This is a genomic window from Microbispora sp. NPDC046973, from assembly GCF_040644495.1.
In the GTDB taxonomy this organism is placed as follows: Bacteria; Actinomycetota; Actinomycetes; order Streptosporangiales; family Streptosporangiaceae; genus Microbispora.
In genome coordinates this window covers 78,607-97,744 of sequence record NZ_JBEYWQ010000003.1, presented here as the reverse complement: position 1 = coordinate 97,744, position 19,138 = coordinate 78,607, and the positions used below count along the sequence as shown (strand labels likewise).

Annotated in this window: 16 protein-coding genes; 12 read left to right on the top strand and 4 right to left on the bottom strand. The window is 71.9% G+C overall.

Features of this window, described 5'->3' with window-relative positions:
• Nucleotides 1-15: 15 nt before the first annotated feature.
• Complete coding sequence (locus ABZ860_RS07675; protein WP_357216517.1) at nucleotides 16-1,572, bottom strand: succinic semialdehyde dehydrogenase; 1,557 nt, start codon at nucleotides 1,570-1,572, stop codon at nucleotides 16-18.
• Between the two features lie 305 nt (nucleotides 1,573-1,877).
• On the opposite strand from ABZ860_RS07675, the gene ABZ860_RS07670 reads away from it, so the two are divergent.
• Both ABZ860_RS07670 and ABZ860_RS07665 read left to right on the top strand, forming a co-directional pair.
• Nucleotides 1,878-4,007 (top strand): protein kinase, encoded by a 2,130-nt coding sequence (locus ABZ860_RS07670; protein ID WP_357216515.1) that lies wholly within the window; start codon nucleotides 1,878-1,880, stop codon nucleotides 4,005-4,007.
• 45 nt (nucleotides 4,008-4,052) lie between these two features.
• Entirely contained in the window at nucleotides 4,053-5,996 is a 1,944-nt protein-coding gene (locus tag ABZ860_RS07665; protein ID WP_357216512.1) for a beta-propeller domain-containing protein, read from the top strand.
• Here the strand turns inward: ABZ860_RS07665 and ABZ860_RS07660 are convergent.
• On the bottom strand, nucleotides 5,989-7,749 hold the full coding sequence (locus tag ABZ860_RS07660) for a glycerol-3-phosphate dehydrogenase/oxidase (protein WP_357216509.1): 1,761 nt from the start codon (nucleotides 7,747-7,749) through the stop codon (nucleotides 5,989-5,991). The genes ABZ860_RS07665 and ABZ860_RS07660 overlap by 8 nt on opposite strands.
• Before the next feature lie 434 nt (nucleotides 7,750-8,183).
• On the opposite strand from ABZ860_RS07660, the gene ABZ860_RS07655 reads away from it, so the two are divergent.
• Together ABZ860_RS07655 and ABZ860_RS07650 are read left to right on the top strand one after the other, a co-directional pair.
• Nucleotides 8,184-9,344 carry a histidine kinase gene (locus ABZ860_RS07655; protein ID WP_357216506.1) on the top strand — a complete coding sequence of 387 codons (1,161 nt, stop codon included), beginning with the start codon at nucleotides 8,184-8,186 and terminating at the stop codon, nucleotides 9,342-9,344.
• Nucleotides 9,337-9,981: a response regulator transcription factor gene (locus ABZ860_RS07650; protein ID WP_357216503.1), complete on the top strand. Its 645-nt coding sequence runs from the start codon at nucleotides 9,337-9,339 to the stop codon at nucleotides 9,979-9,981. The genes ABZ860_RS07655 and ABZ860_RS07650 overlap by 8 nt, the downstream gene beginning before the upstream one ends.
• Nucleotide 9,982: 1 nt before the next feature.
• Here ABZ860_RS07650 and ABZ860_RS07645 read toward each other — a convergent pair whose 3' ends face one another.
• Together ABZ860_RS07645 and ABZ860_RS07640 are read right to left on the bottom strand one after the other, a co-directional pair.
• Nucleotides 9,983-10,723: an ABC transporter permease gene (locus tag ABZ860_RS07645; RefSeq protein ID WP_357216501.1), complete on the bottom strand. Its 741-nt coding sequence runs from the start codon at nucleotides 10,721-10,723 to the stop codon at nucleotides 9,983-9,985.
• Complete coding sequence (locus ABZ860_RS07640) at nucleotides 10,720-11,592, bottom strand: ABC transporter ATP-binding protein (protein ID WP_357216499.1); 873 nt, start codon at nucleotides 11,590-11,592, stop codon at nucleotides 10,720-10,722. The genes ABZ860_RS07645 and ABZ860_RS07640 overlap by 4 nt, the downstream gene beginning before the upstream one ends.
• Before the next feature lie 333 nt (nucleotides 11,593-11,925).
• Between ABZ860_RS07640 and ABZ860_RS07635 the strand changes: the two genes are divergently transcribed.
• The 8 genes from ABZ860_RS07635 to ABZ860_RS07600 all read left to right on the top strand — a co-directional run bounded on the left by ABZ860_RS07635 (nucleotide 11,926) and on the right by ABZ860_RS07600 (nucleotide 19,079).
• The gene (locus ABZ860_RS07635) at nucleotides 11,926-12,087 is read left to right on the top strand and encodes a hypothetical protein (protein WP_157099475.1); all 162 of its coding nucleotides are present in this window, start codon (nucleotides 11,926-11,928) and stop codon (nucleotides 12,085-12,087) included.
• An 86-nt stretch (nucleotides 12,088-12,173) separates the two neighbouring features.
• A complete protein-coding gene (locus ABZ860_RS07630; protein ID WP_357217596.1) occupies nucleotides 12,174-12,752 on the top strand; it encodes a VOC family protein in 579 nt (192 codons plus the stop codon).
• 2 nt (nucleotides 12,753-12,754) lie between these two features.
• Complete coding sequence (locus ABZ860_RS07625; protein WP_357216496.1) at nucleotides 12,755-13,672, top strand: SagB/ThcOx family dehydrogenase; 918 nt, start codon at nucleotides 12,755-12,757, stop codon at nucleotides 13,670-13,672.
• Nucleotides 13,669-14,904 (top strand): coproporphyrinogen-III oxidase family protein, encoded by a 1,236-nt coding sequence (locus ABZ860_RS07620; protein WP_357216494.1) that lies wholly within the window; start codon nucleotides 13,669-13,671, stop codon nucleotides 14,902-14,904. The genes ABZ860_RS07625 and ABZ860_RS07620 overlap by 4 nt, the downstream gene beginning before the upstream one ends.
• A 31-nt stretch (nucleotides 14,905-14,935) precedes the next feature.
• On the top strand, nucleotides 14,936-15,961 hold the full coding sequence (locus ABZ860_RS07615; RefSeq protein WP_357216492.1) for a TOMM precursor leader peptide-binding protein: 1,026 nt from the start codon (nucleotides 14,936-14,938) through the stop codon (nucleotides 15,959-15,961).
• Nucleotides 15,954-17,366 carry a YcaO-like family protein gene (locus ABZ860_RS07610; protein ID WP_357216489.1) on the top strand — a complete coding sequence of 471 codons (1,413 nt, stop codon included), beginning with the start codon at nucleotides 15,954-15,956 and terminating at the stop codon, nucleotides 17,364-17,366. The genes ABZ860_RS07615 and ABZ860_RS07610 overlap by 8 nt, the downstream gene beginning before the upstream one ends.
• Nucleotides 17,344-18,180 (top strand): CPBP family glutamic-type intramembrane protease, encoded by an 837-nt coding sequence (locus tag ABZ860_RS07605; RefSeq protein ID WP_357216486.1) that lies wholly within the window; start codon nucleotides 17,344-17,346, stop codon nucleotides 18,178-18,180. The genes ABZ860_RS07610 and ABZ860_RS07605 overlap by 23 nt, the downstream gene beginning before the upstream one ends.
• On the top strand, nucleotides 18,177-19,079 hold the full coding sequence (locus tag ABZ860_RS07600) for a CPBP family intramembrane glutamic endopeptidase (RefSeq protein WP_357216484.1): 903 nt from the start codon (nucleotides 18,177-18,179) through the stop codon (nucleotides 19,077-19,079). The genes ABZ860_RS07605 and ABZ860_RS07600 overlap by 4 nt, the downstream gene beginning before the upstream one ends.
• Nucleotides 19,080-19,138: the final 59 nt, after the last annotated feature.

The window sequence follows — 19,138 nt, the reverse complement described above, 5'->3', positions numbered from 1 at the left end:
GCCCCGCCTTCCTTCTTACTTGAGGTGCAGCCGCTTCATCGTCTTGAGCAGCCCCGCGAGCGTGTCGGCGTACTTGTCGTAGGTCATGCCGAGGATCGGCTCGAAGCCCAGCCACGTGGCCTGGCTGGCCACCGTCTGGACCTCGGTGTACTTCAGCAGGCCCTCGGTGCCGTGGCGGCGGCCGAGGCCGGACGACTTCATCCCGCCCATCGGCGCGTCGTAGGAGGCGTACGCCGAGCCGTACCCCTCGTTGATGTTGACCGTGCCCGCCTTGATCCGGGCGGCGAGGCGGCGGCCCCGCGCCACGTCCCTGGTCCAGATCGAGGCGTTCAGCCCGTACGCCGTGTCGTTGGCCGCGTCGACCGCCTCGTCCTCGTCCCTGAAGCGGTAGAGCGACACGACCGGCCCGAACGTCTCGTCCTTGCAGACGGCCATGTCCTCGCCGACGCCGTCGAGGACGGTCGGCTCGTAGAAGAACGGGCCGAGGTCGGGGCGCGGCCGGCCGCCCGTCAGCACTCTGGCGCCCTTGGCGACGGCGTCCTCGACATGCGCCGCGACCCCGTCGAGCTGCCTTCGGGACGTGAGCGAGCCCATCTGCACGTCCCAGTCGAGACCGGGGCCGATCCTCATGTTCTCCACCGCCCGGACGAACTTGTCGCGGAAGGCGTCGGCGATCGCCTCGTGCACGTAGAGGCGCTCGATCGAGATGCACAGCTGGCCGGCGTTGGTGAAGCAGGCCCGGATCGCGCCCTGGGCGGCCACGTCGAGGTCGGCGTCGTCGAGCACGACCATCGGGTTCTTGCCGCCGAGCTCAAGGGAGCAGCCGATGAGCCGCTTGGCCGCCTCCTCTGCGATCTTGCGGCCGCCGCGCGTCGAGCCGGTGAACGCCACGTAGTCGGCGCCGTCGATCAGCGGGTCGCCGACGTCCTCCGGATCGCCGAGCACGACCTGCCAGATGTCGCGCGGCATGCCCAGCTCGGCCAGCAGGTCGATCGTCCACAGCGTGGACAGCGGGGTCTGGGTGTCCGGCTTGTGCACGACCGCGTTGCCCGCGATCAGCGCGGGGACCACGTCGGTCACGCCGAGGGCCAGCGGGTAGTTCCACGGGCTGATCACCGCGACCACGCCCTTGGGGTGGCGCAGCTCGGCCGTGCGGGTGGCGATCGGGAAGATGCCCTGCCTGCGCTGCGGCTCCAGCAGTCCGGGCGCCCGCCGCGCGTAGTAGAGCGTGCAGCCCGCCACGTCCGCCACTTCCTCGTACGCGTGGCGCCGCGCCTTGCCGGTCTCCCACTGCACGATGTCGAGCAGTTCCCTGCGGCGGTCGAGCATCGCGTCGTGGAGCCGCAGGAAGGGCCTGATCCGCTCCCGGACCGGCAGCGCCGCCCAGGCCTCCTGCGCCGCCCTCGCCCTGGCGTACGCCGCGCGGACGTCCTCGGGGGTGGAGATCGGGACCTCGGCCAGGACCTCGCCGGTGAACGGCGCGACGATCTCCCTCGTCTTGCCCTCGGAGGAGACGTGCGTGAGGATCCGGTCGACCATGGCCGCGTCGAGCGTCCGATTCATGGCACCCATGGCGGAAGAATATTCCGGAGCCCCGCTCATGGCTACCGGTAGGTAATGACCCTCGCGCTGCGGCTGGGCGCTCCCACAGGACCTCCAGGCGGTCCACGTCCGGCGTGTGGGCCACGAAGCTCGGCATGACGCGCCCGAGGAAACAGGGCACCATGTGATCCCCCTGGGATTTCGGCGAGGACATGCGCCGCTCGCCCGGCGGATCCCGCATGTGGTCTCGACGGTCCCGGGCAGGAGGCGCCGGGCAAAAGGCGTCCTCGCCGGAAACAACCTCGCCGCCGCGTCGGTCCAGCAAAATCGAGTACGTGCCGGACATCTCACCTCTGCGACCAGGCGACCCCCAGCGCATCGGCCAGTACACGCTCACCGGCCGTCTCGGTACGGGCGGACAGGGCATCGTCTACCACGCCACCGGGCCGACCGGCGAACCCGTCGCCGTCAAATGGATCCGTGCCGATCTGACCGGTGACACCGTCACCACCGAGCGCTTCCTGCGGGAGGTCGCGGCGGCCAAACGTGTGGCGGCCTTCTGCACGGCACAGATCCTCGACACCGGCATGGAGTCCGACCGGCCGTACATCGTCAGCGAATACATCGACGGCCCCTCGCTCCAGCAGAGCGTCGCCTCCTCAGGTCCCGTCAGGGGGAACGCCCTCTACCGTCTCGCCATCGGTGTCGCCACCGCCCTGGCGGCCGTTCACAAAGCCGGAATCGTGCATCGCGACCTCAAGCCGCCGAACGTGCTCATGGGGCCCGACGGGGTGCGAGTCATCGATTTCGGCATCTCCCGCGCGCTGGACGCCACCTCGTCGCTGACCTCGGTGCCCATCGGCACTCCCGCGTACATGGCGCCGGAGCAGTTCCTGAACAAGGACATCGGCCCTGCCACGGACATGTTCGCCTGGGCGAGCACGATCGTGTTCGCGGCGTCCGGAAACTCCCCGTTCGGCGGTGCATCCCTGCCCGCCGTGATCAACCGGATCCTCAACGCCGAGCCAGAGATCCGCGGCATCGACGGCACGTTGAGGGATCTGGTCGCCTCCTGCCTTCGGAAAGACCCGGCACGGCGGCCGACCGCCCAGCAGGTCATCGAGGCCCTGTTGGAGCAATACACCCCCGATGCCGTCGTCCCCGATGGCGAGGGCCCGCGGCCGGAGACCGTCACCGGCACGGCCGAGCCGGACACCGGAGGGCCGCCCCCTCCATCCGAGACCCCCGTGTGGTCACGGTCCGCTCCGGGCCGGCGGCCCGATGCCCGCGCCGGCGCGCGTCCGGTCGAGGCCGGCGGAGGCCGGGAGACGGAGATCGAATCGGCCGTCGAGCCGGGCGTCCGAGCGGGTCGCCACCGGATCAAGGTCGCCGCCGCGGTCACCGTGATCGCCGCGATCACCGCCGGCCTTCTGCTCCGCTCCGGCGACCGGGGCGGCACGGACGCCGAGGCGGCCAGGGTGGTCACTTCTCTCACGCCGCCGACGGCCCACACACCGCAGGAGGGCAGCTCGACGCCCGCCGCGGCCTCGACTCCGTCCGTCACCGTCCCCACGACGGGCCTGACCAAGACGAAACTGCCCGGCGTGGCGGCCACTCTCTACGAGCATCCCGACGACCCGGTGTCGGTCGCGTCTTTCACCACGGACGCGGCGGAGTACACGTACGTCAGGGATTCGATGTCCGCACCGTTCAAGAAGAAGGACGGCTATCTCGACTACACCGTCTCGCCGGACGGCACGTACGGGCTGGGCATACCCGTCTACTTTTACAAGGGCACGTCGTCCGTCGATCTCATTCAGCTGAGAACCGGAGTGCTGCACAAGGTGAAGACAGTGCGCCAGCCCAAGGTGGCGGACTTCTTCCAATGGTCGCGGGACGGCGGCAAGATCCTGCTGAGCATCAGGAAGCCTTCCGGCAAGGACCAGATCACCACCGGCTTCATCGTGGTCGACGCCGCCCGGCGAACCGCGAAGATCGTGGAGGTCGACGACCCGGCCATCAAGGAATCGGTGTTCGGATGGGACGCGGACGAAGAGGGAGTGGTCGCGTTCTTCCGCAGTGGCCGGACCAAGGGCCTGCGCTTTTTCGACCTGAGTGGGAAGGCGGTCCGCGACATCACCGGCCCGACCATGTTCAACGACATCGCCCAGTTCCTGTTCTCCCCGTCCGGAACCTCGTTCGCCAGCGGCTGCCCGCAGGACGACGCGGATCTGTGCGTCTGGGATCACGCGACGGGGCGGGAGAAACTGCGGATCGCGTCCGGATGCTCTCGGTTCATGGGCTGGTATGACGAGCGGCACGTCGTCTGCTGGGAGACCGGCGACGGCGACAAGAACGCGATGGTGATCCTCGACATGACGGGCGGCATGGTACGCGCGCTCATGCAGGCCAGTGACGAGGCGGTGGACGATCTGATCGTCAACCTGAGGTTCAGGCCCTCGTGAGCCGCGCGCGGTGAACCGCCCCCGACGGCGGTCCGTCTTGGGGGCATGAGGACATCGATTCGTACGGCGGGCATTCTCGCCGCGCTGCTGGCCACGGGAGCCACGGGCTGCGCGGGTGGCCGTACGACACAGGACTTCCCGCCCCTTTCCACGGACCTGACCGGCAAGGTGCGGCTCGTCGCCTACACCGGCTGCGACGAGATGACGGAGGGGCTGCGGCAGGCGGCCGCGCGGAACGTGACGCCCTGGGGCTTCGGGGACGCCATGCTCTACGCGGTCACCGACGCCGGCGCGGCCAAGCGGGCGACGCCCGAGCAGCAGTCGTTCTCGACCACGAACACGCATGAGGCGGGCGTGGACGAGCCCGACCTGGTCAAGACCGACGGCGACCGGGTGATCACGGTCACCGGGGGCGTGCTGCGCGTCGTGGACGCGAAGACCCGCAAGGTGACCGGGACGCTGCGGCTCGTCGCCGAGGACCAGTCGTGGGCCCAGGCCGACCTGCTGGTGCACGGCGACCGGGCGCTCGTGCTGTTCCAGGGCGGCGGGATCATCCCGTTCGGGGCGACGGCCAAGCGCCTGCCGGGTCCGAGCGGCCCGAGGTACGTGCTCGTGGACCTGTCCGGCGAGCCGCGCGTCCTCGGCGCGATGACCGTGCGCGGGCAGCACATCGACGCCCGCCAATCCGGCTCCACGGTGCGCCTCGTCGTCCGGTCCCAGCCGGAGATCGCCTTCCCGGCGCCGAAGCAGGACGAGCCGGAGAAGGAACTGCTCGAAGGCAACCGCAGGGCCGTGCTGTCCGCCCCCGCCGACGCGTGGCTGCCGTCGTACGATGTCGAGTCCGGCGGCGCGAGCCGCACCGAGCGGGTCGGCTGCGACCGGGTCAGCCACCCGGACCGGTTCACCGGCACCTCGATGCTGACCATCCACACGATCGACCTGGCCGCCGCCACGCCGTTCGGCTCGCTCACGCCGATCGCGGTCGCGGCCGACGGCGACACCGTGTACGGCACGGCGGGCAGCCTCTACGTCACCAGCAATCCCAGTTGGTGGACGGCGCGTCCGATCGACGTGGCGCCCGTGCCCGGCTCGTCGGACGCCGCACCCACGCCGCAGGCGCCGCCCGAGCGCACGGAGGTGCACCGCTTCGACGTCTCGGCCCCCGGCGCGCCGCGCTACGTCGCCTCGGGCTCGGTGCCCGGACGGCTGCTCAACCAGTACTCCCTGTCGGAGTACGAGGGTCACCTGCGGGTGGCGACGACCAGCGGCGCCGAGGTGTTCGGCGCGAGCCCGGGCACGAGCGAGAGCGGCGTGTACGTGCTCGACGCCGGCACGCTCGCGCGGACCGGCTCGGTCACGGGCCTCGGCAAGGGTGAGCGGATCTACTCGGTGCGGTTCATGGACGGCCTCGGCTACGTGGTGACGTTCCGCCAGACCGACCCTCTGTACACGCTGGACCTGCGGGATCCGGCCGCGCCGAAGGTCACCGGCGAACTGAAGATCACCGGGTTCTCCGCCTATCTCCACCCGGCGGGCGAGGGGCGGCTCATCGGGATCGGCCAGGAGGCGAGCGAGAAGGGCCGCGTGCTCGGCACGCAGATCTCGCTGTTCGACGTCTCCGACCCGGCCGCGCCCGCGGTGCTGTCGCGGTTCCACCAGAAGGAGTCCGGCTCGGAGGCCGAGTGGGACCCGCACGCCTTCCTCTACTGGCCCGCCACCGGGCTGGCCGTGCTCCCGCTCCAGAACTGGACCGACGGCGGGATCGCGGGCAGCGCGGCCCTCGCGTTGCGGGTCGGCGACCACGAGATCACCAAGCTGGGCGTCGTGACCCACCCGCGGTCACCCGCGAAGAGCGACTTCGCCCCCGCCGACCAGGGCATCCGCCGTTCCCTCGTCATCGGCGACGATCTGTGGACCGTGTCCGGCACCGGCCTCAAGGTCAGCGACGCCGCCACGCTGGCCGACCGCGCGTGGATCCCTTTCAGCTGATGTTCCCCGGCGCCTTGGCAAGGTCGCGCGGGGGCGCGACGGGGACGATCTCCGGCGCGCCGAGGCGGATCGCGTCGGCCTCCTGGTCGGTGTCCTGCTCCTGGGAGGCCCGCTCCGCCTCGACCCGCTTGGTGTAGTACTCGACCTCGCGCTTGACCTGGTCGGCGTCCCAGCCGAGCGGGCCGGCCATGAGCTCGGCGGCCTCCTGGGCCACCGCCGTCCCCCGGTGGAAGGTCTCGATCGAGATGCGGGTGCGCCGCGTCAGCGTGTCGTTCAGGTGCCCGGCGCCCTCGTGCGTCGCCGCGTACACGATCTCCGCGCGCAGGTAGTCGTCCGCGCCGTCGAGGGGCCGGCCGAGCGAGGAGTCCTCCTCGACGAGCGCGAGCACCTCGTCGATCAGCGAGCCGTACCGCTCCAGCAGGTGCTCGATCCTGGCCACGTGCAGCCCGGAGGAGCGCGCCATGCGGTGGCGGGAGTTCCACAGGGCCTGGTAGCCCTCCGCGCCGACCAGCGGCACCTGGTCGGTGCAGGACGGCGGCACCCGCTGGTCCAGGCCGAGCGCGACCGCGTCCACGGCGTCGGCCGCCATGACCCGATACGTCGTGAACTTCCCGCCGGCCACCATGACCAGCCCCGGCACGGGGTGGGTGACGACGTGCTCGCGCGAGAGCTTGGAGGTCTCCTCGGACTCCCCGGCCAGCAGCGGCCGCAGCCCGGCGTACACGCCCTCGACGTCGTCCCTGGTCAGCGGCACCGAGAGCACCGAGTTGACCCGGTCGAGCAGATAGTCGATGTCCGCCCGCGAGGCGGCGGGGTGGGCCTTGTCGAGGTTCCAGCGGGTGTCGGTGGTCCCGATGATCCAGTGCCGGCCCCAGGGGATGACGAACAGCACCGACTTCTCGGTGCGCATGATGAGCCCGCTGAGCGAGTGGATGCGGTCGCGCGGCACCACGAGGTGGATGCCCTTGGACGCCCGCACGTGGATCTGCCCCCGGCCGCCGACGAGCTGCTGGATGTCGTCGGTCCACACGCCGGTCGCGTTGACCACCTGGCGGGCCCGCACGTCCAGCTCGGCGCCGGTCTCCAGGTCGCACACGCGCACCCCGGTGACCCGCTCCCCCTCGCGCAGGAAGCCGATCGCCTGCACCCGGGAGGCGACGTGCGCGCCGTACGTCGCGGCGGTGCGCAGCGTGGTCATCACGAAGCGCGCGTCGTCGACCTGCGCGTCCCAGTACTGCACGGCGCCGGTGAAGGCCGACCTGCGCAGCGAGGGGACGACCCGCAGCGCCTGGCGGCGGGTCAGATGGCGGTGCCCCGGCACGCCCCGGGTGAGGCCGAAGGACAGCCCGAGCGTGTCGTAGAGCACGAGCCCCGCCCCGATGTACGGCCGCTCCCAGCCCGCGTGCGTGAGCGGGTACAGGAACGGCACCGGCCTGACCAGGTGTGGCGCGATCCGCTTGAGCAGCAGCGACCGCTCCCGCAGGGCCTCCCTGACGAGGTCGAAGTTGAGCTGCTCCAGATAGCGCAGCCCGCCGTGGATCAGCTTGGACGATCGGGACGACGTGCCGGAGGCGAAGTCGCGCGCCTCGACCAGGCCCACCGAGAGCCCGCGGGTCGCGGCGTCGAGCGCGACGCCGGCGCCGACCACGCCGCCGCCGATCACGACCACGTCGAGTTCCTGGGCCTCCATCCGCGCCAGGGCGGCGGTACGTTCTGCCGGGCCGAGCCGCGCCGTCCCCATCCTCGCCGTCATATGGCTCCTTCTGTACCGCTTTCGCCTCGTCCGAGTAAATCTACCCGTGAGTAGTTACCCGCGAATCCATCTTTTCCGTCGCCTTTCCCAAGGATCTCCGCAATAGTCGGTGAACACTTCGGCACGGCCCCCTTGCCGTCCGGCGGCGAGACGGTCCTCACACGGTGCGCGCCCGCGCCGGGACGGTGCGTGATCACAGCAGGTGGGTCCGGCGCGTGGGTGATTGCGCAAAAAAGTCCGGTTGACACGCTTTCCGACATGTAATCAACTCGTGTCGCGGAGTCCGGGTCAGCGCGCGCGGCGAGAGCACCAATAGCGCTTGGCGAGAAGTGCCAAATCGCCTTCACCGAGCAGTGGCGACGCGTGACGGGTGGTGGCGGGTGGTGTCGAGGTCGGAGCCACGTGAACGCGGGAAGAAATTCCAGGGAAATCCGGTGGCGTTTTTCACCGGGCATCGTGAGCGGGCCGGCGACCGGCGCGCGGCGGCGGATCGCTCCCGGACCGGCGCCGCGCCGTCGGCCGCCCTCTACCGGGGCATTCGCCTGTTCACGATCGCATTTCTGTTGCTCGTGCTCACATTGTCGCCCGAATTCCTGAGAGACCGGCCCGGACCGTGGAAATGCGCGGTCGCCGGGTGCGGGCTCGCCGTCTTCATGGCCTCCTACATCCGGGTGGTGTGCCGCTCGATACCGCGTTCGGAACGGCTCCACGCGCCCTGGGCGCTATTGGGCGTGGTCGTCAGCGGGCTCGCCCTCCTCGCGGTTCTCCCGGAGAGCTGGATTTATTATCTGCCGTTCTACGTCCTCACCTGCCTCGTCATCACTCAGGGCCCCTGGCTCGGGCTGGTGTCCGCCGGCGGCTTCGTCCTCGTCATGGTGTGCGCCGGGCTCCTGCGAGGACTCGCCCCGATGCGGCTCGCCATCCTGGCGACCCAGCTCGCGGTCTTCGCCGTGACGGTGAGCGGCATCCACCAGGTCATCGAGTTCGCCATCACCCGCTGGGAGACCCAGAAGGCGTCCGAGCGGCTGGCCGGCGAGCGCGAGCGCCGCCGGCTGTCCCGGGACCTGCACGACCTGGTCGGCCGCGACCTGGTCGCCCTCATCATGCGGGCCGAGGTCGCGGCGCAGCACGACCCGGAGACCTCCACGGGCGAGGAGTTGCGCCGCATCGCGGCGCTGGCGCGCACAGCCCTCAACAACACGCTGGCGGTGGTCGAGGAGATGCGCTCCCCGGACATCGTGACGGAGCTGGAGGAGGCCAGGGAACTGCTGGGCTGGGTGGGAATCGACCTCGCCGTCTTCGGCCGTCCGGTGAGGGCGCACCAGAGGGCGCCGTTCGCCTGGTTCCTGCGCGAGGCCGTCACCAACGTCGCCAAGCACAGCGACGCCCGGACATGCCGGGTGATCTTCGGCGCCGGACGGCTGACGGTCGAGGACGACGGACGGCCGAAGGAGCCCCTGGTGCCGGGCGCGGGCCTCACCGGGCTGCGGGAGCGGCTGGAGCAGGCCGGTGCGGAGCTGGTCGTCTCGCGGTCCAGGGAGGGCGGCGTACGTGTGACAGCGAGACTCGTCGAAGGGGGACCCCCGCATGACTGAACCGCCACTGGACGTGCTGATCGCCGAGGACCAGGACCTCGTCAGGGAGGCCCTGGAGCTCCTGCTCTCGGCGTACGCGGGGCTGCGGGTGGTCGGCGCGGCGCGCGGAGTCGAGGAGGCCGTGGCGCTGGCCGCCGAGACGCGCCCCCACATCGCACTGGTCGACCTGCACCTGCCGTCGGACGGCGCGGCCGGCCAGGAGGACGTCCCGAACGGCGTGGAGGTGGTCGCGGGGCTGCGCAGACGTTCTCCCGCCACCAGGTGCCTGATCCTCTCGGCGTTCCGCGAGCCGGGCGCCCTGCGCGCCGCGCTCGCCGCGGGCGCCTGCGGCTACCTCGTCAAGGACACCTCCACCGCCCGGCTGGTCGCCGCGATCAGGCAGGTGGCCGCCGGCGAGCTCGTCATCGACGACCGCCTCGCCGCCCGCATCGCCCTGGCCAAACCGTGCCCGCTCACTCCGCAGGAGGTCGCGGTGCTCCGCCACGCCCAGGACGTCCTCACGGTCGCCGACATCGCGAGGGTCATGCGCCTCAGCACCGGCACCGTGCGGAACTACATCACCCGGGCCATCCACAAGACCGGCGCGCGCAACCGCCACGAGGCCGTACGCATCGCCGCCGCCAACGACTGGCTCTGAGTCAGCGGGCGGGGCTGAGGGCCTCGGGGCGCAGCCGGGCCAGGGCCACCACGAGCGCCAGCGCCGTCCAGCAGGCCAGCACCAGCAGCGGCGTGGCGACCGCGCCGGATCCCCGCTCCGCGGTGATCGCCAGGTGGTAGAGCGCTCCGGTGGGCAGGTAGTCGCCGATCTCCTTGACCGTCTGCGGGAACGCCGACGTCGGGAACCACAGCCCGCCCAGGATCGCCATCGGGAAGAAGACGCCGAGGCAGGCGAACTGGGTCGCCTCTCCGGCGACCAGCAGCCCGATCGCCACCCCGAACACCGCGAAGCAGACGCTGCCGCCCCAGGAGGCGGCGAGCACCAGCGCCCAGCGGCCCGGCGGCATCCGCACCTGGTTGAGCAGGACGCCCAGGATGAAGATCGCCGCGAGGGCGGGCAGCGCGAGCAGCCAGGCGCCCACGAGCTTGCCCAGCACGTACCGGCGCGGGGACAGCGGGGTGAGCGTGAGCTGGCGGGCCCACCCGCTGCCGCGCTCCTCGCCCAGCCGGATTCCGCCGCCGGTCAGCGCGGCGTAGAACGCGCCGGAGACCGCCAGGGCGATCATGTAGGTGACCGCGAACCCCGGGGCGGAGGTCCAGCCCGACACGGTGAAGAGCTTGGTGAACATGACGTAGAAGCCGGCCGAGAACAGCACGGAGAAGACCAGGAAGTAGCCGCTGCGGACCATGCTGACCACGTCGAGCCTGATGTAGTGGGTCATGGCAGTCCCGTCTCCTTCGCCAGGGCCATGAGGACGTCCTCGAGGGAGCCCCGGATGATCTCCAGATCCCGCACCCCTCGCCGTGAGGCGCCGTACAGGGCGTCGAGTGTGGCGTCCTGGTCGGAGGTGACCAGTTCCCACCGGTCCCCCGGGTCGCCCTTCACCCGCAGCGCCCCCGGCAGCCGGGCGAGCTCCTCCTCCCGCGCCTCCGGATCGGTGAACCGCAGGGTGACGTCGCTCACCCGGGACATGATCTGCCTGGCCGGGCCGTCGGCCACGATCTGCCCGCCCTGCAGCACGACGATCCGGTTGGCGTACGCCTCCGCCTCCTCCATGTAGTGCGTGGCGAAGACGATGGTCCGGCCGCGCCCGGCCCGTTCGAGGATGTCCTCCCAGAACGCGTGCCTGGCCGCGACGTCGAGCGCGGCGGTGGGCTCGTCGAGGAAGAGCAGCCGCGGGTCTCCGGCGATGGCCAGGGCGAACTTGACCCGCTGACGCTGCCCGCCGGAGAGCCTGCCCACGCGGCGCGCCCCCAGGTCCGCCAGCCCGGCTTCGCGCAGGATCTCCCCGGTCAGAGCGGCCCTGCCGTACTGCGCCGCGACCAGACCGACGATCTCGCGGACGGTCACATGGCCCATCAACCCGGTGTCCTGCAGCATCGCCCCCACCAGCCCGCGCGCGACGGCGTCCTGCGGGCGCATGCCGAACAGGTCGGCCCGGCCGGTCCCCGGGGTCAGCAGCCCCAGCATGACGTGGGTGAGCGTGCTCTTGCCCGCGCCGTTCGGTCCCAGCAGCGCGACGACCTCTCCGGCGGAGATCCCCAGGGTCACGCCGGCCAGCGCCCGCACCGCTCCGTAGCTGAAGGTCACGTCCCTGATGCTCACGTGCCGGGTTTCAGGCGTCATCGCTGTCGCGGCCTCCCGAGAACGCTTCTTCGTCGGGGCGAAGTCCACTGACGCACGCTACGACGCCCGGCGCGCATTACGGGAGAACCGTTTCCGCACCGTTTTCCGGTGAGTTTTGTCACCATCGTCCCGCACGAATTCTCATCATTGACAGCGCATTTCCGCGTGTGATGATCGGTGAGTCCGATCCGGAGAAAGGGACCTTTTGCTGGATCGGAGCGCGGCGCCCGGGCTCGCATGAATCCGCGTCTTCGATCTCCCGGGTCTCCGTCATGCCGAGAGGGGGTGAACTACGGCATGAAGCTCGAGAGCACCGCCACGGTCGACCACCGGAGCATGACCGCTCAGCCGCTCGGCGCCGGTCTGACCGGCGCCGGGTTCGGCGTCGTCGTACCGGGCGCCTCGTCCTGCTGCGCTGGCTGCACGTCCAGCTCCTGCGGCACGATCGCGCGTCCGTAGCGACAAGCGGGGCCCGGCGGCGCACGCCCCGGGCCCCGCCCTTCCCGAATTCATGGAGAAATTCTGAGGAAAACGCGGTGACAGCCATGGAAGCCAAGCGGGAAATAGACGTTTCCGCCATTCCCAAGCCCGTTCTCATCAACGTGCCGGTGGACGACGTGGCGCGCGGTATGGAGTTCTACCAGGCGCTGCTCGGAATGCCGCTCGCACGATCCCTGTCGTACGAGATCTCCTACCATGCCCCGGTGTCCAGCGACGGCATCCTGCTCACGGTCAACAAGCGCAGGTTTCCCGGCGAGGCGATAACGGTCTACTTCCACGTGGCCGACCTCGACGCCGTGCTCAAGACCATCGCGGAGACCGGCGGCCAGGTGACGGCCGGCCCGTACGACCTGCCGCTGCCCAAGCAGGTCAAGCCCGAGTTCCAGGAGCAGTTCCGGGACAGCCCGTTCTACCGGGGCGACGCCGGCGACTCGATGGGCCGGGGCGCCAGCGTGACCGACGCCGACGGCAACAGGTTCGGGCTCGTGCAGTTCAGCGAGTGGGCGCACGCGACCTTCCGGCTGGGCGAGTACGCCACTCCGGTCACCGCCGAGCAGCTCGTCGACCAGTCGATCGCCCTGAACCGGAAGGTCCCCCCGCCCAGCGAGATCTTCCAGGAGTGAGCGTGGAGCACACCGATCCCCAACTGGCCGAGGCGAGCGCAGGGGTCAGCGCCTACCGGCTGCTCAGCCCGGACCTGCAGACGGTCGGCCTGCGCACGCACCAGGCCCGCTACGACAACCTCGGCGAGGCGCGCTTCCCCCGGCCCGCCGAGGACTTCATCGTCGCCAGCCGGTTCGCGCCCTGGGACCGGGAGGCCCAGCTCTCGGGCGCGGACTACTTCGGGGACGTGATGGCGACCGCGCTGTCGGTGATCGACCACGAGTCGGTGCCCGAGGCGGACGTCGTCGAGCTGCCCGCGCCGCTGGAGGTGCCGATCGCGCTGGACGAGGCCGTCGCCCGGCGGCGGAGCGTGCGCAGGTACACCGGCGATCCGGTGGCCCTCGCCGAGCTCGGCACGATGATCCGCTTCGGCGGCGGGATCACCGGGGAGGCCGACGGCGAGCTGATGCGCGGCGGCACCGCCACCTACCGGTTCCGCGCGGTGCCGAGCGGCGGCGGCCTCTATCCCGTGGAGATCCACCTCGCCGCGCTCGACGTGCCGGAACTGCCGGTGGGCGTCTATCGCTACAGCCCGGTCGAGGACGTGCTCGTCCGCACCGGCGACCGGGCGACGGCGGACCGGCTGCGCGACTCGTTCGCCATCCCCGGCGGGATCATCTCCGTCGAGAGCGCGGCGGCGGTCGTCCTCCTCGTCGCCCGGCCCTGGCGGTCCATGCGCAAGTACGGCCCGCGGGGCATGCGCTTCGTCCTGCACGAGTGCGGCGGCATCGCGCAGAACATGCACCTGACCGCCACCGGGTTCGGCCTGGGCACGACCGACTGCTCCAGCTACGTCGACGACCTGACCAACGAGGCGCTCGGGCTGGACGGCGTGCTGTCCTTCGTCGCGCACACGATCTTCGTCGGGTGGCCGGGATGAGCGACGCCCGGCCGCTGCTGATCTACGTGCACATCCCGTTCTGCAGCTCGAAGTGCCATTTCTGCGACTGGGTCACCGAGATCCCCACCGCCGAGTTGCTGCTGCGCCCCGCCGACACGCCCAGGCGGGCGTACATCGACGCGCTCTGCCGGGAGATCAGGGAACGCGGGGCGGACCTGGCCGGCCGCGGCTACCGCCCCGCGATCATGTACTGGGGCGGCGGCACGGCGAGCATCCTGGCCGAGCACGAGATCGCGCGGATCGGCGCCGCGCTGCACGAGGTGTTCGACCTGTCCGGAGGGCTGGACGAGGCGACCATCGAGTGCAGCCCGGAGAGCCTCACCCTCGAGAAGCTGGCGGCCTTCCGCGAGGTGGGCTTCCGGCGCTGGAGCAGCGGTGTCCAGTCCTTCGACGATCGGCGGCTGCGCACGCTGGGCCGCAGCCACGACGCGGCCCAGGCGCGGCGCGCCGTCGACCTGGCGGCCGAGGCGGGCTTCGACGACCGCTCGATCGACCTGATCTGCGGGCTGCCGGGCGAGAGCGTGGAGGAGGCCGCCGACTCCGTGCGGGCCGCCCTCGACCTGCCGGTCACCCACGTCGCCCTCTACCCGTACCGGCCCGCGCACGGCACGGTGCTGCGCCGTCAGGTGACCCGGGGCACCACCGAGATCCTGCGTTCGGAGCAGAAGGCGGCCTACGGACGGGCCGCCGCGCTGCTCGTGGACGCCGGGTTCCCCGAGTACGCCATGAGTCACTTCGGCGACCGGCGCTGCCTCAGCGACCTGGCCTACTTCCAGCTCCGCATGGACTGGGCCGGCTTCGGCTCCGGCGCCACCTCGCTGATCGGCGGGGAGTACCTGGCGCACCGGCGCGGCTTCCTGTCCGCCTACAACCGGGACCCGCTGCACTTCGACGAGCGCTACCCCGCCGCCTCGCCGGCCATCGCGGCCCGGCTGCTCTACCAGTCGCTGACCACCTTCGAGGGCGCCTCGCGCGACCTGTGGCGGGAGCGTACGGGCGCCGAGCTGGACGAGGTCCTGGCGCTCGGGCCCTGCCGTCACCTGCTCGGCTTCCTGGAACGGGTGGCCGAGGTGCGCTCCGACGCCGACGGCGTGCGGCTGCGCCGCGACCAGATCGCGGACGCCTTCATCGACCTGCAGTTCGCGGGGATCGCGGCGGGCGGAGGGCACGGGTCGCCCGAACTCCCCCGGACGGCCGCCTTGCTGGGCTGACGGCACGGACCCTGAGAAAGGAACGGCACCGATGCAACAGAGCAAGAACGTCAGGATCAAACCGTCCTTCAGCATCGTGGCCCACGACGCCGACACCGTGGAACTGCGCCACGGCGTCTGGAACGTGCGCTCCTACACCCTGACCGACCACGCCAGGACCGGCCGCCTGTACGGCCTGCTCCGCGGCCTCGACGGCACCGCCAGCAGGGCCGACGTGGCGAAGGCCAACGGGGTGACCCGGGCCGAGGTGGAGGCCCTCGTGGACCATCTCGACCAGCTCGGTGTGATCGCGCGGGCGCCGGAGACCGCGCTGGACAGCTATCTGGAGAGCACCGGCGCCTACACCACGGAGGCTCCCGCCCCACCGGTGGTCGTCCTGGGCGGCGACGCGCTGGCGGCGGCGACGGCCCGGGTGCTGGACGGCAGCCTGCCGGGCGGGGTGGAGGTGGCGGGCGAGGACGACCCGCTGCACCGCGCCCTGCTGGAGGCCGACCCTGTCGCGCTGGAGGACGGGCTGACCTTCGAGCGGTTCACCGAGCGCTTCGAGCCGTGGCGCGGCAAGGTGCTGGTCCACGTCGCCGAGGAGCCGCACCCGCTGCGTCTCGGCGTGCTCAACCGGGTCGCGCTGGCGCTGCGCACGCCGTGGATCCAGGCGGCCGTCGACGGGCCGATGCTGCTGATCGGCCCGGCCTTCTCCCCGCCGGCCTCGGCCTGCTTCGCCTGCTTCGAGACCCGGGTGCTGATGAACCTGCGGGAGTCGGCCGCCTACCAGCGGTACAAGGACGCCCTCGTCCGGCGGTCGATACGGGCCGGCGAGCCGCCCACCCTCGACGCGCTGCGCGCCCTGGTCGCCGGGCACGTCGGGCTTGAGGCGCTCAACCTGGCGCTGACCGGGACCACCACCACGCTCGGCAAGGTCCTGGGGATCTACGTGCCGACCATGGAGATCGCCTACTCCGAGGTGCTGCGGCTGCCCGGCTGCCGGGCCTGCGGGCCGGTGCCCGAGCGGGAGGCGACCGAGCTGTACTTCGACGTGCGGCGGTGGATCGATGCCTGACGTGACGACCCCATCGGTGACGGCCCCACCGGTGACGGCGCCGCCCGACGTGACGGCCCCGCCTGCGGGGATGGCCCCGGGTGTCGTGGAGGCCCCCGACCAGTTCACCGCGCGGCTGCGGGCCCGGATGCACTCCCCGCTGTGCGGCCTGATGCCGTCCATGGGCTTCCTGCAGCGGCAGCGGGGCGGCCCGCGGCTGATGGTGGCGGGCGGCGAGCTCACCGGCGTGCACGTGCTGCGCGGACTGCCAGCGCCGAAGATCGGCGCCTACCACATCGGCGGGTACGGCCTGCGCCCCTTCGAATCGCACATCAGGACGCTTGGCGAGGTGGTGGAGCGGTACGGCGGCTACATCGCCCCGGTGAGCGGGCGGTTCCCGATCCGCTACGCGACGGCCGGGGAGCTGACCGCGGCCGGAGAGCACTGGGACGCCGGCCCCGCCGAGCCGTTCAGCGCGGAGCAGTACGGCCGTCCCGGCTTCCCCTTCCGGCCCCGCCGGGACGGCGACGTGCTCGGCTGGGTGCGAGCCACCCGGCTGGGCGACGGCCGCGACTGCTGGGTGCCGGCCCAGCTGCTGCTCGTCGGCTACGTCGTCCAGGACACGAGGGGCGAGCCCTGGCTCGCGCCCGCGGTGTCCACCGGCACCGCCGCGCACACCGACCCCGACCGCGCCGCGCTCAACGCGCTTGAGGAGATGGTGCAGATCGACGCGGCGCTCAGCCACTGGTACGGCGGCAGCCGGTCGACGCGGATCCGTCCTGGGGTCAGGACCGCGGCGCTGCAACGGGTCATCGGCGGCTCCTTCGAAGCGCGGGGCGACCAGCCGGAGTTCCACCTGCTGCCCAGTGCCGACCTGCCCGGGTTCACCGTCGCCTGCCTGATCCGCAGCGCGGATGGCCGCCTGCCCGCCGTGGCGGTCGGTCTCGGCATCGACGGCGTGCTCGAACGGGCCATGTACCGGGCGCTGCTCGAGGCGGCGGGCGTCCGGGGCCTGGCGGTCTGGTCCGCGCTGCAGCAGCGGTTCGAGCAGGGCTCCGCCGTGCGGGAGGACATCTTCGACCTCGAATCCAACGTCTCCCTCGCCGCCACTCCCGAGGGGGCGAGGGTGGTCGAGGAGAGGTTCGGCGACTGCGACGACGCGTCGGCCGACGACCTGCCGCCCGACGACGAACGGCCGGCGGGGGCCCGTGCGCGCGATCTCGTGCGGGCCTTCCACGCCACCGGCAAGCGCCTGTACGCGGCCGACTTCACCACCGTGGACGTCGCCGACCTCGGGTTCGTCGTCGCCCGCTTCTGGTGCCCCGACCTCGTGACCCTGCCGCTGCCCAGCGCCCCGCCCGCGGCGCACGCGCGGTTCGCCGCGTACGGAGGATTCCGCCGCCATGACCCCCACCCCTATCCCTGACAGCCCTCTGCCGGACACCAGGGCGTACGCGCTGACCGCGCTGGCCCTGCTGTCCCTGTCGTGCCTGACGCTCGCGGCCCACCTGCACACCCGGTGGGCGTGGGTACGGCGGCTGCCGCTCCTCGGCGTGCATGTACTGCTCATGGGCGCGTTGGTGGCCGCGGGGGCGGTGCTGCTCGGCCCCGGCTCGGCGCTGCTGCCGGTGCCCCGTCACCCGGCCGGGTGGTGGGGGCTGCCGGCGGGCGCCGCGCTCGGGGCCGTGCTCGGCCTGCTGATCGTCCGGGCCGACCTGGCGATCATCACGGCCTGGCGTACGGCACGCCCCGCTCCGGCGCGGCCGGCGCCGCAGCGGATGACGGCGGCGCGCCCGGCGGGGTTCGCGGCGTCGGGCACCCGGGTGTCCGAGCGCCGCCGCACCGGTCTGGTCCGCGCCCGCAACGACTACGCGCCGACGGGCGGTGACCTGCGGGTCCGGCTCGAACTGCTGGTCGCCGTGGCCGTCGGCGAGGAACTGGTCTTCCGCGGCCTGCTGACCCGGCTCGCCCTGCTGCTCCCCGACGTGCGGCTCGAGGCCGGCGCGCTGGTCCTGGCCGCGGCGGTGTTCGCCTGCTCCCATGTCTTCTTCGGCTGGGTGCAGGTGCTCGCCAAGACCCCGCTCGCGGCGGCGGCGTGCGTGGCGACGCTGCTCACCGGCAACGTGCTGGCGGCGGTCGTCGCCCACGTCGTGTTCAACGTGTGGGTCTGGCGCTACCGGCGAAGCGAGCCGGTGGCACGGCGGACCCCGGCCCGGGGCATGTGGGGGGCACCCGCATGAACGACCTGCCCTGGCCGCTGAAGGCGCTCGTTCTGACGGTGTTCGTCGTCCTGTACTACAAGTACGCCAAGACCGCGCTGTTCGCCCTCTGCCGCCGGGCCGCCCACCTGCTGCCGTTCGGCCGCCGCTGGGACGCCAGCGAGCGTGGCAGCGTCCTCGAACTGGCGGCGGCCGGCGCGAGTCACGTGCTCGTGGTCGCCGTCCTCGTCCTCGTCACCGGGATCGACCTCACCCGGTTCGCCGCCGGCTTCGACCGGCCCGGCCTCATCGCGCTCGGCGCGGCGATCGGCGTCGGGGAGGTGGCGCTCGGGTCGCTGCTGTGCCGGGTGCTGATCGAGGGCGTGCAGGCGGCGGCGGGCCGGCGCCGCGCCGGTTCCGCGGCGGGCCGGGTGCGAAGCGGGGCGCGGGACGAGGCGAGGGGCACGGCGAGGGGCACGGCGAGGGGCACGGCGAGGGCGGCGGTGAAGGGGGCGCGGACCGCGCCCGCGACCGCCGGGGGCGCCGTGGACGGCTCGGTGGAGAGCGGGGAGCGCATGCGGCAGTGGCTGGGCCTGTCGCGCGGCGGGTGGATCAGGCACCACCTCAAGACGATGGAGGTCGTCTCCCTCCCCCTCGCGCTGACGCTCACCGCCACGCAGGTCGGCAGCGAGGAGGTCGTCTTCCGCGGGCTGGTGCTGTCGTGGCTGCGCGGGGCCGGACCGGTCCTCGCGATCGGGATCTCCTGCCTGCTCTTCACCGTCATGCAGGTTTTCCTGATGTCCTCCTGGCGCGCTGCGATGTTCCCGGTGGTCGGCGCGATCGTGATGGGCGTCACGCACAGCGTCCTGTTCTGGCACTACCCGGTGCTGATCCCCCTCGTGGTGGCGCACGTCGTCTTCTTCCTGTTCGCCGTGGCCTGACCGTTCGCCGTGGCCCGACCGCTCGCCGTGCCGCTGACCGCTGCTGTGCCCTGACCCCT

Bases quoted from the DNA above. Each gene is read 5' to 3' on its own strand.
- ABZ860_RS07675 (WP_357216517.1), bottom strand. From the start codon at position 1,572: ATGGGTGCCATGAATCGGACGCTCGACGCGGCCATGGTCGACCGGATC.
- ABZ860_RS07665 (WP_357216512.1), top strand. From the start codon at position 4,053: ATGAGGACATCGATTCGTACGGCGGGCATTCTCGCCGCGCTGCTGGCC.
- ABZ860_RS07660 (WP_357216509.1), bottom strand. From the start codon at position 7,749: ATGACGGCGAGGATGGGGACGGCGCGGCTCGGCCCGGCAGAACGTACC.
- ABZ860_RS07650 (WP_357216503.1), top strand. From the start codon at position 9,337: ATGACTGAACCGCCACTGGACGTGCTGATCGCCGAGGACCAGGACCTC.
- ABZ860_RS07645 (WP_357216501.1), bottom strand. From the start codon at position 10,723: ATGACCCACTACATCAGGCTCGACGTGGTCAGCATGGTCCGCAGCGGC.
- ABZ860_RS07635 (WP_157099475.1), top strand. From the start codon at position 11,926: ATGAAGCTCGAGAGCACCGCCACGGTCGACCACCGGAGCATGACCGCT.
- ABZ860_RS07630 (WP_357217596.1), top strand. From the start codon at position 12,174: ATGGAAGCCAAGCGGGAAATAGACGTTTCCGCCATTCCCAAGCCCGTT.
- ABZ860_RS07620 (WP_357216494.1), top strand. From the start codon at position 13,669: ATGAGCGACGCCCGGCCGCTGCTGATCTACGTGCACATCCCGTTCTGC.
- ABZ860_RS07615 (WP_357216492.1), top strand. From the start codon at position 14,936: ATGCAACAGAGCAAGAACGTCAGGATCAAACCGTCCTTCAGCATCGTG.
- ABZ860_RS07610 (WP_357216489.1), top strand. From the start codon at position 15,954: ATGCCTGACGTGACGACCCCATCGGTGACGGCCCCACCGGTGACGGCG.
- ABZ860_RS07605 (WP_357216486.1), top strand. From the start codon at position 17,344: ATGACCCCCACCCCTATCCCTGACAGCCCTCTGCCGGACACCAGGGCG.
- ABZ860_RS07600 (WP_357216484.1), top strand. From the start codon at position 18,177: ATGAACGACCTGCCCTGGCCGCTGAAGGCGCTCGTTCTGACGGTGTTC.